Source organism: Methylocystis silviterrae, assembly GCF_013350005.1.
Taxonomy (GTDB): Bacteria; Pseudomonadota; Alphaproteobacteria; order Rhizobiales; family Beijerinckiaceae; genus Methylocystis; species Methylocystis silviterrae.
In genome coordinates this window covers 40,924-54,725 of the sequence record NZ_JABVWW010000015.1, presented here as the reverse complement: position 1 = coordinate 54,725, position 13,802 = coordinate 40,924, and the positions used below count along the sequence as shown (strand labels likewise).

General features: G+C 63.1%; 14 protein-coding genes and 1 pseudogene. 6 read left to right on the top strand and 9 right to left on the bottom strand.

From position 1 onward, the window contains the following. Positions 1 to 23: 23 nt before the first annotated feature. The 5 genes from HUN39_RS14540 to HUN39_RS14520 all read right to left on the bottom strand — a co-directional run bounded on the left by HUN39_RS14540 (position 24) and on the right by HUN39_RS14520 (position 6,044). Entirely contained in the window at positions 24 to 2,240 is a 2,217-nt protein-coding gene (locus HUN39_RS14540; protein ID WP_175095210.1) for a CHASE2 domain-containing protein, read from the bottom strand. Positions 2,241 to 2,304: 64 nt separating this feature from the next. Next, positions 2,305 to 3,207, bottom strand: coding sequence for a FecR family protein (locus HUN39_RS14535; RefSeq protein ID WP_232366110.1), 903 nt, complete (start codon positions 3,205 to 3,207; stop codon positions 2,305 to 2,307). A gap of 12 nt (positions 3,208 to 3,219) precedes the next feature. Next, positions 3,220 to 4,548, bottom strand: a complete 1,329-nt coding sequence (locus HUN39_RS14530) for a tetratricopeptide repeat protein (protein WP_232366109.1) — start codon at positions 4,546 to 4,548, stop codon at positions 3,220 to 3,222. 296 nt (positions 4,549 to 4,844) lie between these two features. Then, a complete protein-coding gene (locus HUN39_RS14525) occupies positions 4,845 to 5,246 on the bottom strand; it encodes a polysaccharide deacetylase (RefSeq protein ID WP_175095208.1) in 402 nt (133 codons plus the stop codon). A gap of 108 nt (positions 5,247 to 5,354) precedes the next feature. After that, the gene (locus tag HUN39_RS14520) at positions 5,355 to 6,044 is read right to left on the bottom strand and encodes a Crp/Fnr family transcriptional regulator (protein ID WP_175095207.1); all 690 of its coding nucleotides are present in this window, start codon (positions 6,042 to 6,044) and stop codon (positions 5,355 to 5,357) included. Positions 6,045 to 6,148: 104 nt separating this feature from the next. Between HUN39_RS14520 and HUN39_RS14515 the strand changes: the two genes are divergently transcribed. After that, complete coding sequence (locus tag HUN39_RS14515) at positions 6,149 to 7,114, top strand: endonuclease/exonuclease/phosphatase family protein (RefSeq protein ID WP_175095206.1); 966 nt, start codon at positions 6,149 to 6,151, stop codon at positions 7,112 to 7,114. A 55-nt stretch (positions 7,115 to 7,169) separates the two neighbouring features. Here HUN39_RS14515 and HUN39_RS14510 read toward each other — a convergent pair whose 3' ends face one another. Further along, positions 7,170 to 7,490 (bottom strand): hypothetical protein, encoded by a 321-nt coding sequence (locus tag HUN39_RS14510; protein WP_175095205.1) that lies wholly within the window; start codon positions 7,488 to 7,490, stop codon positions 7,170 to 7,172. Positions 7,491 to 7,757: 267 nt separating this feature from the next. Here HUN39_RS14510 and HUN39_RS19680 point away from each other — a divergent pair. The 3 genes and pseudogenes from HUN39_RS19680 (at position 7,758) to HUN39_RS14495 (ending at position 9,228) form a co-directional block, all read left to right on the top strand. Further along, a pseudogene (locus HUN39_RS19680) lies at positions 7,758 to 8,292 on the top strand (DUF938 domain-containing protein). Positions 8,293 to 8,385: 93 nt separating this feature from the next. Beyond that, the gene (locus HUN39_RS14500; RefSeq protein ID WP_175095204.1) at positions 8,386 to 8,829 is read left to right on the top strand and encodes a four-helix bundle copper-binding protein; all 444 of its coding nucleotides are present in this window, start codon (positions 8,386 to 8,388) and stop codon (positions 8,827 to 8,829) included. 30 nt (positions 8,830 to 8,859) lie between these two features. Continuing rightward, on the top strand, positions 8,860 to 9,228 hold the full coding sequence (locus HUN39_RS14495) for a copper-binding protein (protein WP_175095203.1): 369 nt from the start codon (positions 8,860 to 8,862) through the stop codon (positions 9,226 to 9,228). Here HUN39_RS14495 and HUN39_RS14490 read toward each other — a convergent pair. After that, entirely contained in the window at positions 9,225 to 10,292 is a 1,068-nt protein-coding gene (locus HUN39_RS14490; RefSeq protein WP_175095202.1) for a M14 family metallopeptidase, read from the bottom strand. The genes HUN39_RS14495 and HUN39_RS14490 overlap by 4 nt on opposite strands. Then, the gene (locus HUN39_RS14485) at positions 10,289 to 11,689 is read right to left on the bottom strand and encodes a hypothetical protein (protein ID WP_175095201.1); all 1,401 of its coding nucleotides are present in this window, start codon (positions 11,687 to 11,689) and stop codon (positions 10,289 to 10,291) included. The genes HUN39_RS14490 and HUN39_RS14485 overlap by 4 nt, the downstream gene beginning before the upstream one ends. Before the next feature lie 209 nt (positions 11,690 to 11,898). Between HUN39_RS14485 and HUN39_RS14480 the strand changes: the two genes are divergently transcribed. Continuing rightward, positions 11,899 to 12,765, top strand: coding sequence for a D-amino-acid transaminase (locus tag HUN39_RS14480; RefSeq protein WP_175095200.1), 867 nt, complete (start codon positions 11,899 to 11,901; stop codon positions 12,763 to 12,765). On the opposite strand, the gene HUN39_RS14475 is transcribed toward HUN39_RS14480, so the two are convergent. Next, positions 12,762 to 13,427, bottom strand: coding sequence for a DUF6629 family protein (locus tag HUN39_RS14475; RefSeq protein WP_175095199.1), 666 nt, complete (start codon positions 13,425 to 13,427; stop codon positions 12,762 to 12,764). The two genes, HUN39_RS14480 and HUN39_RS14475, sit on opposite strands and share 4 nt — an antisense overlap. A gap of 154 nt (positions 13,428 to 13,581) precedes the next feature. Here HUN39_RS14475 and HUN39_RS14470 point away from each other — a divergent pair, with 154 nt between their 5' ends. Continuing rightward, positions 13,582 to 13,755 carry a DUF1328 domain-containing protein gene (locus tag HUN39_RS14470; RefSeq protein WP_123175971.1) on the top strand — a complete coding sequence of 58 codons (174 nt, stop codon included), beginning with the start codon at positions 13,582 to 13,584 and terminating at the stop codon, positions 13,753 to 13,755. Positions 13,756 to 13,802: the final 47 nt, after the last annotated feature.

Sequence of the window (13,802 nt, the reverse complement as noted above, 5' to 3'; positions counted from 1 at the left end):
GCAGTCGCGCTCGGACGAAGACGTCACTTGCTCGAAAGATTCCATACCGAAGACCAGTTATCCTGCGACCCTTCCCTGGCGAGACCGCGATACCGCTGCTCCAAAACGACATAGAGCGCGGGCCAGGGCTCGGGAACCGATCGCGCCAACGCCGAGGCGCCCTCGGCGGCGGCCTCGAATCGGCCCGACTCATATTCCTGGCGCATGAGGTCGTGCGACTTGCGCCAGCGCACATACGAGTCGGAGACCGCCATGCTGCGGTCGCCGGCGAGGGCGAAAACCCTTGTCGGTTCGCTCTTTCCGACGACGCGGACACGCCCAAGATCAAGCCAGGAGAAGTCGGGCGCGGCGTCGCGCACCGCGCCAGAGGCCACAATGTCCGTCTGAAAGGCCTTGCTCGCCCCTTCGAGCCGCGACGCGAGATTCACCGTGTCGCCGAGAATCGAATAATCGAAGCGGCGGATGGATCCCATGTTGCCGACGCTGCAAGGCCCGAGATTGAGGCCAAGCCCCATCGCCGCGGGCTGCGCATCATTGCCCGACGACGCAGCGGCCTCGGCGCGCCTTTTGTTGAGGCTGACGAGAGCCTCGCGCATCGTCAGGGCGGCCCGAACGGCCTTGCGCGGATGGTCCTCGATGTCGAGCGGCGCGTTCCAGAAGGCGAGCACCGCGTCGCCCATATATTTGTCGATCGTGCCCTCCTCTTCGAGGATGGCGTCGGTCATCGGGGTCAAATATTCATTCATGAACTGCGTGAGTTCGCGCGCGCTCAAACCTTCCGAAATCCCCGAGAAATTGCGCAGATCGGAAAACAGCACGGTCAATTCGCGCGTCTCGCCGCCGAGCACCAGCCGCTCCGGATGTTCGGCGAGGCGATCAACGACGGCAGGCGCGACGAATTTGCCGAAGGCCTGACGCACGTGGCGTCGCGCGGACGTTTCGGCCCGCCAGAGAGTCACTGCGCCGAAGAGATAGCCGCCAATGATCGCGAGACTCGGATAAGAGGGATCGAGCAGCACGCCGCGGCGATCGAACAGATAAAAGGCGCCGGCGAATAGCCCCGCGACGGCGAGCGGCGCGGCCGCCGCCGAGACAAGCGGCGGCGCGACGAAGAGCAGGCTCATGATCAGCAAAAACGCGAAGGCGGCGACGACGAACTCCAGTCCGGGCGCCCAGTCCGGGCGCGCGAGCAGCGAGCCCGATGCGATCGATTCGACGATCTGAGCATGCACGTCGACGCCGGGAACGACCGGCTCCAGGGGCGTCGCGCGGACGTCGCCAAGACCCGTCGCCAACGCGCCGACGAAGATGATGCGCCCCTCGATTTCCTCGCGCGCAACGCGGCCCTCGAGCACGTCCTTGGCTGAAATGTCTCGCACAGCGTCGCTATGCGAATAGCGTGGCCGGACTTCTGCGTTGGGACCGGTTGCAATTTCGAAGGCGCTGACCTTTATCGCATTGACGCCCGTCTGCTTGCCGAAAGCCGTCTGTCCGCTGGCGTTTGAAGACCGAATGATGATGGCCGGCTCGCCTTGCGCGATGCGCAGGGCTTCGAGCGCCAGGGAGGGCATGAGAACATCGCCGGCGCGCGTCACCAGGGGCACCCGACGAACGATCTGGTCGTGATCGGGCAGCCAGTTTGTCGCGCCGAGCCCTCGCGCCGCTTCCGCAAGCTTTCGTTCCGGGCCGACCGCGCCGGCGAATGCGGCGAGAAACGGGGCGGGATCGTCGCCGGTGGTGACCAGTCCCGACTTCGCCAACAGCGGCGCGGAAACGGCGTCGGTCAGCGTGACTCCAAGCGTGGCGGGCGCCTTCGAGAGCGCCTGAGCCAAGATTTGATCGCCGCTCGGCGCTTTTGCGACGAGCTTCGCCACCTCGGCGCGGGCGCGGGGGTCAGGAATCGCCTCGATGAGCTGGGACGCTCCGGCGCGATCCGCCTCCGCGAAGATAAAGTCGAATGCAATGGACGCCGCGCCGAGTTCGCGTAGGCGGTCAAGAAGTTCGGCGAGCCGGACTCGCGGCCAAGGCCATTGCCCATAGGCGCTGAGACTTTTTTCGTCGACGCCGACGACCCGCGTCGGCGCCTCGGGATCATAGGCGCGAGGAGCCAGACGCTGAAACGTGTCGAAGACGAAGTTGCGAAGGTCGTCGAGCGCCCGGGGTTGAATGACGCCCCAGGGAAAAATGAGAGCCGCAGCGACGACAAGCGCGAGAAGGTAGGCGCGGCGCCGCTTCAACATCTCCACCTCGCATGACGGTCAGGCCGTCGCCGCGGCGACCGGCGAGGCTGACGCCACCGCAGAACTAGTCGCCCGGACCGTCAATCGCAACAGGCTCGCCGCCATACCAACCCTCGCCATGGCCTCCATGACCGCCGTAACCATAATCGTCGTAGTGGTCGTCATTTCCGCCTTGGCTCGCTGGCGTCGGCAGCGGAGCAGGCTGATTGTCGACATTGGCGCGGCTCTGCGCCAGCGCATTGCCGAACCAAACCGGACCCAGCGCGTCGAGCCCCGGCGGGCTGACGACGTCCGGCGGACGATCATTGCCGAGCGCAAGATTCGCCTCTTCGTTCGTCGGCTCGCGCTTGGCGCCGCCACGCTGCCTTTTGCCGCTCTCCAACGCGGCGATGATTTCCGCGATCGTCTCAGGCGGCACGAGGAACGGCTCCGACACCGGCCCGCCGCTTGGCGCGCAAACGCCATAGCCCGGGCGCGTGAGCTCCTGGCCGCCAACGTCGATGAAGCCATATTGGTGCACGATGAGCGTGCCGCAGGAGCCGCCAATACGCACCAGCGCTGTCCCGCCGCGCACGCCGATCGACGCGGTCGGGGTCCGCAGCCTTGTCCCGCCTTCGTGGCTGACGCCGCCGCCGACGAAGCGCATGACGCCCTTCGCCATCGACACGCCCTGCTGACCGCCTCCGCCTCGTGAATAGACGAAGTCGTCAACGGTGACGGCGCTATTGCGTCCGACGGTCATCGTCGATGTGTCGTTAAAGACGATCTGGGCGCTGCCGTTTGGACTCGTCTCGATGCGTTCGCGCCGCTGCACGCCAAGACCGACCGACAGCGAGCGCTTCGCGGCGCCCGGCGGCGTGCCGTGGGCGCTCTGATTGACCGCGCCGACGTTCCCGACGTTATCTGCGAGCGCGGGGCCTGCGACGAGCGCGAGAGCGGTTGTGGCGGCCGCGGAGAACTTTTTCATTTGTCGTCTCCGTCAGAACTTTGCCGTTGGCCCGAAACTGACGGACACGTTGTCAGTCTTGAAATTCGGCAAATTTGAATCGTTACGCGCATACTCGACGTTGCCGGCGAAACCGAGATACGGGGTGATCGGCAAGTCCACCATCAGGCCGCCGATCCAGACGGTGTCTCGACGCGCGACAAAGGGATTGATCACCGGATTGGCGGCGTCGAACGCAAGATGCGTAAAGCGGCCATAAGGCGCGAAGGTCCATCTGCGCGGAATGATCGGAAATGGCGGGTCGACCTCGAGCCGCAGCATCGCCTGAACGTCAACCTGATCGGAAGATTGCTGCGGATTGCCCGCAAAGGCGCGCGTATAGGCGACGCGACCTTCAAGCCTCAAGTCGTTGGTCAGCCTGTATGAGCTACTCACGTAGCCGGTGACGACGTCGCCGGTCGCCAACGTCGATACTGTCGAATAGGGCGAAAAACCGAGAGAGCCGAGATAGCCCGGCGAGGGATCGACCCAGATCGACCGCCATTCGGCGCCCGGCTCGAACCACAGGTCGCGACTGAGTTCCGCGCCGAAACTCATGCCGGCGCCGCCGGCGTTCAGATAATTGCTGCCGCCGAGCAGCGCCACCGCGCCGGTCAGATATGGCTTGATGGAGAGGCCCGGATAAAGATCGGGCGCGATATGGATGCGCGGCCCGATGGAGCCGGCGAACAGCGCGACGCTGTACTGCGGCAGGCGAAACTGTTCGGTGGCGTAGCCCGTCACGCGCGTCTCGAGCTGGTCGCCGCGCCCATTCTGAAAATCGAGATCGTGCGCGGCCTGCACCAATTGGAAGCTGTTGACATCGCCTTTGCGCGAGGCGGCCGACGCGACGCCGACGCCGCCGACCTGGAAGAGATTATTGGTCGGGAAGAAATTGGCGTTCGATTGCGCCCGCAGGCCGACATGCATCCGCAGATAAAGCCGGTTGGCTTGCGTGCGCTTCTCGATATCGGGCAGCTGCGCTTCGACCTGAGCCACCTGAACCGGATCGAGGCCGCCTTCGGCGAGCGCGTTGCGCAAATGCTGCGCCGAGAGTTCATAGGCGCCGAGCCGCGCATAAAGGAAACCAAGCTCCTTTCGGGCGCGGGACAAGTTCGGGTTGAACATCAGCAGGCGTTCAAGCGCGCCGATTCCCGCTTCATAGTCGCGCAGCTCCGTCGACAGCAGGACGTAACGATAGGTCGCGTCATAGTCGGTTGGATTATGCTGAATATAGGCTGCCAGGCGCTCCTGTTCGGCGCGCGGATCCTCCTGCGCCAGAGCCGGACTGAAAAGTGCGAATGCGGCAAACAATGCGCCCAAAAGCCTCGGCGCCGCTCTAAATGCGAACATAAATGGCAAGCCCCCGTAAAAAATCGAAAAACGGCGGCCCCAGGCCCTGACCGTCCGCTGGACCGGAAGCTGACTCATGTCGCCTGGAGTAGCAAGCTAGCGCCGGACGATGCGCCCAAGAGAACGAAGCTACGGCGCAATGCATCTGCTGCGAATTAACTTTTTGCAGCAACAGCTTATGGGCATTTCCGTTCTGCCTTCGCGCGCACACGGCGGACACAACAATTTGCCCGGTGTTGCCTTGAAACCACAGGCGCGACGCGCGGCTAGCGCCGGCGCCCGCCATCGAAGAGAGAGACGACTTCGCCGCTTTCACGCGACGACCGCTCGGCGGCCGGCGACGGAACGACGGCCTTGCGCCAGCGCGCCAAGAACGAGCGGCGGCGCGGACGCGCGATGGCGCGTGAATCGTCGCAAGACGCGCCTGGCGCGAGGAGCCAGCGCAGCACGATCAGCAAGTCGGCGGCGCGACGCGACGCGCCGATCTCCACCGCGTTGCGGATGTCGGCGACGACCCGCCCGCGCGCGGCGTCGAGCGACACGGCCCGGCGGTATCGCGCCAGCATGCGATGGTGCTTGTCGCTGGGGCTCACGCCCAGGATGAGTTCATGACCGCGCAGACCCGCCACTTCGGCGCAACGCTCGATCGGCGTCAATTCGGGAATCATTCGGGTTCTCCCAGTCGCTTGCTCTGCCGCGGGTCCTTTGCCTCTTGTCGGCAGCATAGCGACGGTAACGCCCTGTCCTTCATCTGTTTGTGCGAGAACGCACACGGGTCATTCGGCTTCGTTGAGCGCCTCTTGAACCCGCTTCTCCAGGACCGACGGGCGCAACAACACGAGACCGCCGCGAATTTTTTCGGCGAGGCCTTCGTCGATCATGGCCGAGAGTTCACGGCTGACCTGTTCGCGCCGGCAACCGATACGGGCGGCGAGATCGTGCTGAAACGGCGGCGGCGATACGATCGATTGCCCCGTCGATCCCTTGCGCGGCGCCGACATGCGCAACAATTCGGAATAGAGCCGATGCCTGAGGTCGAGCACCGAGCGCTCGAACAGGCGCGTATTCAGCTCCCGCACCCGCGCCGTCAGCAGACGCAACAGCCGTTCGCAAATCTCCGGCTCGCCGAACAGGATCTCCTTGAAGACCGCTGGCGGCACCAGCAAAAGTTCCGCGTTGGTGAGCGCCGTCACATTGGCGGAACGCTTCGCCCCGTCGACCGCCGCCATCTCGCCGAAGAATTTGCCTGGTCCGAAGTCCCCGAAGATCATCTCCTTGCCGGCGGCGGTCCGGATCAGCACCCGAACGTCGCCGCTGACGATGAAATACACATCGGTCGAAGGATCGTCGAAATCGAGGACCAGCTCATGCTCGGCGTAGCGCCTACGCACGCATTGGCGCGCGAGCTGTTCGCCGCGCGTGGGGTCTAGGCCAACAAAGAAAGGAATCCCGTCAAATAGGGACACATTGCGCTCCTGGATTGGAAATAGCGCCGATATTGCCGCTAAATGTCGACCTCGTCGAGCCGCAATCTGCTGGCGGACGCCGACTCTTCGGGCGAAGATTGACGATGCAAGCGTTCCGACTCGCGACCTTCAATCTCGAAAATCTCGATTGGTCGGGGACTAAACCAGAGGCGTTTGCGCGCCGAAGCGACGCGCTACGCCCACTGCTGGAGGCGCTTGACGCCGATATATTGTGCCTGCAGGAAATCCATGCGCAGAGGCTTCATAAGCACGGCGCCCGGCAATATATCGCGCTCGATCAGTTGCTGGCGACGACCAGATACGCGAACTTTCATCGGGCGACGACCGTCAGGCCGGGCGGCGACGCCCCCGCCGACGTGCATAATCTCGCAATCCTTTCGCGATGGCCGATGCGCGCGCAACGGCAGATCCACCACGATATTGTGGCGCGATGGGTCTGGCCGCCGCCGCGCGACGCCGACGGCTCCCAGCCGGAGCCGGTCGAGATCGCTTGGGACAGGCCCCTGCTCTACGCTGCTGTCGCGCTTCCCAATGGAGGCGCGCTCCACGTCGTCAATCTGCATCTACGCGCGCCGCGCGCCATTCCGATCGCGACGGCGCGCGGCTTCGGGTCGAGCCGCGCGCAAATCGAGGGCCAGTTCGTGGCCGCGCTCAAGCGCGAAGGGCAAGCCCTGGAGGCCCGGCTGTTCGCCGAGACTCTCTTTGACGCGGAGCCGGAGGCGCAGATCGCGATTGCCGGCGACTTCAACGCCGACGAGCATGACGCGCCGACGAGACTCTTGCGGGGCGGTCGAGACGAAGCGGCGGAAGGGGACCGGACCCTCGTCGCCTTGGAAGAGCGCGTCGAGCCGTCGCGGCGCTTCACCGTGGTGCATGCGGGACGTCCAACGCTGATCGACCACCTCCTTGCCTCACGCGCATTGGCCGCCAATTGGCGTGAGACCACGATCTTGAACGAAGGGCTGCAGGACGAAGTCTACGCGAAAGAACCTGTCGAGGGATCGCTTCACGCGCCCGTGGTCGCGCGGTTTGAGTTCGTCGCAAAATGATCCGCGGCGCCGCTTGTGAACCCCAACGCGCCGCTCAAGCGTAAACCGTTCCCTGCTACCCGAACGCAAACGATCTCAACTCTTCGGCCAGGGCGCGCGCTTCGCTCCAGTCCAGTTTGACGTCGCCGTGACCTTCGGAGGAGAGGACAACGCCGCTCTCTTCGACTCTCGCGTCGAAGTCATGATCGCTGGCGATGGGGCTCATATAGATCTGCTGTTCGCCGCGGTCGCCCTTCGCGACGGAGTCGAGGGCCCGCGAAAGGATCGCCGCCTCTTCTTTGGTAAAGCGCCGCAGGGGGTGACCGGGAAGACGGAGCGTCGCCAATGCGACAAACGATCGATGCGTTGAGGCGACAAGTTCGAAGCGCTGAGACATTTTCAAGACCCACGGCAGTTCAACACAGCAAGCGACGAGTTTTTGCACGCCTCGCGCAGGCGCCCTTCTTGACAGGAACTGTCAGGCTCCCGCCTTTCGAACATGAGGCATCAAATTTCATGCCTACGAACAGCCAAGGGCTTCGCTTTGAGAGGATGACTGTATGTCAATCGCTGCGAATCGACTTAGCTTTAGCCCACGTCATGAGTGTGCAATTTGAACACCGTAGAGCTTCTTTCGCGTTGCTCCTGCAACTGAGAGAAAAATATGAATGACGAGCGGCTCTTCGCGCAGCATCCGCCCGGGCTGACATTCTGTCCGTCGGAACCGAGCTGTGAAGCGCGCGAGAGCATTTCCGCCTGGACTAGCTCCATGAAACTTGGCAATGTGGATGCGCCGCTTGCGCTGAAGGTAGAGCAAATCCCCTGGCCGATCCGTGCGGCGGACGCCATCATCTGCATAAACATGACGCACATTTCCCCCTGGAGCGCGACAGAGGCTTTGTTCGAGTGCGGAGTCAGGACCTTGTCCGCGGGAGCACCGCTCTATTTATACGGTCCATACAGGCGCGGCGGCGCGCATAGCGTCGAGCCGCGCCGAATTTGATGCGAGCCTTCGCGCTCGCAACGCCGCGTGGGGCGTCCGCGATCTGGAAGATGTCGCGGCCCGCGCGCGCGAGAAAGGTTTGGAGAGCCTCAAATCGTGTACATGCCCGCCAGCAATCTCAGCATCATCTTTCACCGCACATGACGAGACGTCGATGCACAACCGCCTTCGACACGAGCGTCACGGTCACAAATGAATTCCTCGAAGATGATATGAGCGCAGCCATCCCGATGGAACCCGCGAGCGGGGCCCCTCGGTAAGTATAGTGAAGCCCACCTGGAGAAAAACCATGGAACGTCGCGAATTCATTGCAGTCGGAACCGCCGCCGCCGTCGTGTCGGCCACACAAGCGTTTGCTCAGGCGACCGGCCAAAAGGACAGCGCGGCCAAAATGGAGGATATGCATCCGCCGCTCTATAAAAACCTGCAAAATGCGAGCATCGAATGTGTCTCCACGGGCAATGACTGCCTTCGGCACTGTCTTGGCATGTTTGCGATGAAAGACACGAGCATGGCCGAATGTGCGGACGCCTCGCTGCAGCTTGTCGCTGCGTGCAATGCGCTCGCATCGCTGGCGGCGCTCAACTCGTCGCATGCCGTCGCGCTGGCGAAAACGGTCGCCTTGATTTGCGAGGACTGCAAGAAGCAATGCGACAAGTTTCCGAAGATCGCCGAATGCGTGGCCTGCGGCAAAGCGTGCCAGAAATGCGCCGACGAATGCCGTAAAGCCTAGCCGACCTCAGCAGCAAGATCGGGAGTTTCAATGAAGACGCGATTTGCGCGCGTCGCTGTGTGCGCCGCCATCTCTGTCGGGATTGGCGGCGCCGCGGCCAACGCGACGGTCCAAGGCGCGCCGCGCTACACGCTCGCCCAGGCGACGGAAAAGGCGGAGAAGACGACGGGGCAAGGCGAGGGCGTTGTCCGGGCGGTCGACGCAGACGAGCGACGGATCATGATCACGCATGGTCCGGTCTCGGGTCCCTTGGAAATGTCGCCTATGACAATGGCGTTTCGCGTGGCGCCGAACGTCGACCTGTCCAGCCTGTCGAAAGGCATGAAGATCAAATTCACGATCAGTCGCGACACGAAGGGCCTCTATGTCATCGAGGACGTGCGGCCCGAGAAACCCTAATGCGCGTTCGCGTCAGTGTGTCTATATCCCAGACCGTCCATGCCGATGCGGTGCATCAGATAGCATAGACAATCCTGCTGCACCGCACGGCGATCGACAGTCAGCATGGCCGGGATGGCGGGGCGCGCGAGCCTGATTTCGCCGCCCGCGTAATCGAAATAGTTGATCGGCTGCGTGTCGAACCCTTCGCCGGAGAGGACTTCGAGGCGCGCGTCTTCGTGGCCCAACGCGCCGAAAGAGGCGCCAGCACCCAATTCGCTGAAGTTCAGATGATCGATATCGGGGCGGAAGACAAAATCCGCCGGCGTTCCGTCGAAAGAAAAGCTTGCGCCGGCGGGCGGCCTCACGATGGCGCATGTGCGCAGCAACTCGATGTCCTGCGGGGCCGGCGCATGGTCGGGAAGCTCTGCGATCGAGAGGCAGGCCTCGAGCAATTCGACGGCATGCGCCACGCCCACATCGGCGCCCGACTTGCCGCATTCGACCGTGATCGCCGGGCACAATTCGGCGAAGGCCGCTGCGCTGGTGCCGCGCGGGCGCTGAAAATGCACGACAATGCGGGAGAAAAGCTGCGCAAGCGCGACATATTTCGGCTCAAGCTTGCTGATGCAGCTATAGTGAGGATTGAAGCCGGTGTTGTTGTGGATGTCGACGGCGGCGAAAGCCCGCCGCTTCTCGACGTATTCGTAAATCCAGCGCGCCATATACGCGAGCGGATCATCGGGAAAGGCCGTGCCGCGCCACACACGGTTGAAGTCGCGCTGACTCGGGAGCGTGCGCACATTCGCCGCCGCGGCGTCGACATTGCCAATGAACAGAATGAGCGACCGATTGAGCCCGCGCGCGGCGTGACGGCGCAGAATCTCCTGCACGGCGGCGAGCCCGCTCGTCTCGTTTCCGTGCAGCAGCGTAGACACGAACAGCGGTTTCGGGTCGCGGCCCGGAAGGTCGAACAGGGTCGGTCGGGGAAGGATGTCCTTCAGGCGATTGGCGGGGCAGTCGAGAAATCCGTCAGGCAGCCGGTCGAGCAGGGCGCAAGGCGCGTCGGTCACTGTTCTCCTCATGTTTCCCACTGATGGACGGGCGCGCCGCTCCGCTGGCGCTCGCAATAGGCCGCCATCAGGCCATAAAGGTCCCCGCCGCGCGCCTCAAGAGCTTTTCGCTGCCAAGCCGCCCCCGTCTGCCGGGTCTGCACCCGAGCTTCGATAATATCGAGGAAATCGGCTTCGGCGACGCCCAAATCGCGCAGCCCCGCCCGGGCGTCGGGAATGAGCCGTTGGAGCAGCAGACGATCGACGGCGATCTCCCCTTTTCCCGGCCATTCGAGCTTCGCGTCGAGGCCAAAACGCGCCGCGGCGTAAAAATTTCGCTTGGCGTCAGCGAAGGCGAGGCCGCCCGCGCCACAGTCCCCGCTCATCGCGATGGCGCGCGCGAGGCCCAGGTAAAGCGCGGCATTCGCCATCATGTCGATGAAGGTCGGTCCCGAGGGCAGAATGCGGTGTTCGACGCGCAGATGCGGCGCCCCGCTTTCGTCGAAGCCGATCAGCGGACGATTCCAGCGCCAGATGACGCCATTATGCAACCGCAGGTGGCGCATAGCCTCGGGCGGATCGTCAAAGGCCACAGGAAGCAGCGAGTCATAGTCGCGCAAATTCTCCTCGAAGATTTCGATGAGAGAATCCGTCGCATAGCCTGAACCCATGCTGACCCTGGCCGGGCCCGGCACCTTCACCGCCTGTTCGAACAGCGGAATGCGCGTTTCCTCCCATAGCGCCTTGCCGAAGAGAAAAGGCGCGTTGCCGCAGGCCGCCAGGATCGGGCCCGACGCCGCCACCGAGGCGTTGTAATAAAGATGCGCCAGATCGGCCGGGGCTTTGAGATGGATCTGAAACGAGGTCGTCGCAGCTTCGAGCATCACATCTTTGTGCTGGGACGCAAGGCGGTCGCGACCGGCGATGTTGACGTGCAACGGCTGTCCGCCGCGCAGACGAAGCACTTCCTGGTTGAGCGCGTAGTAGCGGTTGAGCGGCGACATATTGGCGAGCGTCAGATCGGCGTCGCGGATCGTGGGCAGCGTGCCGATCATCACAAGATTGGCGTCGAGCTGATGGGCCACGTCGTTGCATTTCGTCCATAGGTCCGTCAGCGAATTGTGCGCCTGCGTCAGCGCGTCGCCTTTGAGGCGGAAGGGCGCGCAATTCAATTCGACGTTAAACCGCGACAGCTCCGGCACGACGAGCGGATGATTGAGGGTTTCCAGGAGATTTTGGTTGATCGAGGACGGCGCATAATTGTGATCGACGATCCAGGTTTCGATTTCGAAGCCGACCATGTGGCCGTCACGCGAAAATTTGTCCTGTTCAAACAGGGCGCGGGCGAGATGCGTTTCCTGCGCGAGCCGGCCGGCGAAGCGCGCCTTGTCGGCGGGCGTGAAGCCCGTGGTCTTGATTTCCTCGCCCAAAGGATCCCCCTTCCCGAGTGTGAGCGCAGTTTTCGCTTCTTCTGACGCGCACCAGCGTCCGCGATCGAGGTCGCGAGGAGCCCGCATGGGCGATCCGCCGCAGATCATTCTATTTAAGCATCACCCGCCCTATCGATAGAGCCCGAAGCGTCGGCAGGACAAGCCGCGAGCGCTGCTGTAAATTGCGCTCCCCTCACCCGGAGCCGACCGTGTCTGATATCGCTTACGTGAACGGAGCTTACATCCCCATCGGCGAGGCGCGCGTGTCGATTCTCGACCGCGGCTTCCTGTTCGCCGACGGCGTCTATGAGGTTGCGGCCGTCATCGGCGGAAGGCTGATCGATAATGAATCGCACCTTTCACGCCTCGAGCGCTCCCTACGCGAACTGCGTATCGGAAGTCCGATTCCAGTGTCGCGCATCGCGGAAATCGAGGCCGAGCTCATCGCAAGAAACGGCTTGAGCGAAGGCCTCGTCTATCTGCAGATCACCAGAGGCGCCGCCGCCGAACGCGAGTTCGGGTTTCCCACGGAAGCGGCGCCGACGTTCGTCGCCTTCGCTCAGAAGAAAAACATCATCGCCTCGCCCGCCGCCGAAACGGGCGTGAAGGCGCTTACTGTTCCGGATTTGCGCTGGGCGCGACGCGACATCAAGAGCACGGCGCTGCTCGCGCAGGTTCTGGCGAAGCAAGCGGCGCTCGAGGGCGGCTGCCAGGAGGCTTGGATGGTCGATCAGGATGGTTTCGTGACCGAAGGCTCATCCTCGACCGCCTTCATCCTCACCGGCGCGAACGTGCTCGTGACGCGTCTAAACTCCTCCGCAGTTCTTCCCGGCTGTACACGAAAAGCCGTGCAGTTGCTCGCGGAGCGGGAAGGATTGACCGTCGAGGAGCGCAGTTTCTCGCTCGCCGAGGCCTATGAGGCGAAGGAAGCCTTCCTCACGAGCGCCTCCAATCTTGTGCTGCCGGTCGTCTCGCTCGATGGCCGCCCCATAGGATCTGGCGCGCCGGGCGACACGAGCCGCCTGCTGCGCCGGCGCTACATCGAATGGGCGACGAACACGTCCCGGACCGACTAGCGCTGCATTTCCAGCTCATCGTAGTCAGAGCTGCGCTCTTCCTCGATCGCGAAGGCAATGACAAAACTGAACACCGCTGCAGCGAGACACCACACGGAATACCAAGCCGGACGATTTGCTGCGAGCGCGAAAACGAACGTCAAGAATACCGCGACGCCGAAAATTTTGATCGCCCTGCGCTCGCTCAAGATGAGCGGCGCGACCGTCAACAAGAGATAGAGAAAGTCCGTCGCCAGCGGCGGGCGCTCGAACAACGGATCATAAGCGAGCGAGTGCCGATAGACCGACAGGTCGATGCCGTCGGCGCCGGCGAGTTTGGCGATAAGATAGGCTGCCAGGACAAAGCCTACGCCGCCCATGGTTCGCCATAGACGCCTTCGTTCAGGATCCGACTCTGCAGAGGCGGCGGCCGCTGGCGTCAGCACGGGCCACATCGTGAAGGCGATTAACGTGTAGAGATAGCGAAAGGGCTGACCGGCGACCGGATCGTCGCGCGTGAGCCACACCGCAGCCTCAACGAACTGATGCGCAGAAAACACCAGCGGGAATGCGGCGAACAGCAACATGCGCTGGTCGTAGCGCAGCGCTTTTGCAACCATGCCGTAGCCCGCCAACCCCAGGCCGAGCCCAGCCGTAATGCTTGCCTCAAGCGAATAGCACATAGCATTTCAGCCCAAACGGACGGTAACGCTTCGAACTATTCTATTTGCGGATTGCGCCTGCGTCGAGACCTGAGCAATAGCGAGCTGAGTTCGCGGCGGAACATGTGAGGAGCAGACGCGTTCTAGAACGTGAGTTCACAAGCGGAGGTCAAAAATGGGCAACCTTCTGTATTGGGCCGTCGTGTTTCTGGTCGTCGCTCTCATCGCCGGCTTTCTGGGCTTTGGCGGCGTCGCCGGCGTCGCGGTGGATGGCGCGCGGATATTGTTCTGGCTGGCGCTGATTCTGCTGGTCGTGTCGGTCGTTCTCGGCCTGATCCGGCGCGCCTGAGCGATCGTCGCTCGTCCATACGCTATGAGCCGACCGCTTTTCGTGAG

What these genes read in the sequence shown, in the direction of transcription:
- HUN39_RS14525 (WP_175095208.1), bottom strand. Translation starts at nt 5,246, where the DNA reads ATGATTCCCGAATTGACGCCGATCGAGCGTTGCGCCGAAGTGGCGGGT.
- HUN39_RS14495 (WP_175095203.1), top strand. Translation starts at nt 8,860, where the DNA reads ATGAAGACGCGATTTGCGCGCGTCGCTGTGTGCGCCGCCATCTCTGTC.
- HUN39_RS14475 (WP_175095199.1), bottom strand. Translation starts at nt 13,427, where the DNA reads ATGTGCTATTCGCTTGAGGCAAGCATTACGGCTGGGCTCGGCCTGGGG.
- HUN39_RS14540 (WP_175095210.1), bottom strand. Translation starts at nt 2,240, where the DNA reads ATGTTGAAGCGGCGCCGCGCCTACCTTCTCGCGCTTGTCGTCGCTGCG.
- HUN39_RS14500 (WP_175095204.1), top strand. Translation starts at nt 8,386, where the DNA reads ATGGAACGTCGCGAATTCATTGCAGTCGGAACCGCCGCCGCCGTCGTG.
- HUN39_RS14470 (WP_123175971.1), top strand. Translation starts at nt 13,582, where the DNA reads ATGGGCAACCTTCTGTATTGGGCCGTCGTGTTTCTGGTCGTCGCTCTC.
- HUN39_RS14535 (WP_232366110.1), bottom strand. Translation starts at nt 3,207, where the DNA reads ATGAAAAAGTTCTCCGCGGCCGCCACAACCGCTCTCGCGCTCGTCGCA.
- HUN39_RS14515 (WP_175095206.1), top strand. Translation starts at nt 6,149, where the DNA reads ATGCAAGCGTTCCGACTCGCGACCTTCAATCTCGAAAATCTCGATTGG.
- HUN39_RS14510 (WP_175095205.1), bottom strand. Translation starts at nt 7,490, where the DNA reads ATGTCTCAGCGCTTCGAACTTGTCGCCTCAACGCATCGATCGTTTGTC.
- HUN39_RS14490 (WP_175095202.1), bottom strand. Translation starts at nt 10,292, where the DNA reads ATGAGGAGAACAGTGACCGACGCGCCTTGCGCCCTGCTCGACCGGCTG.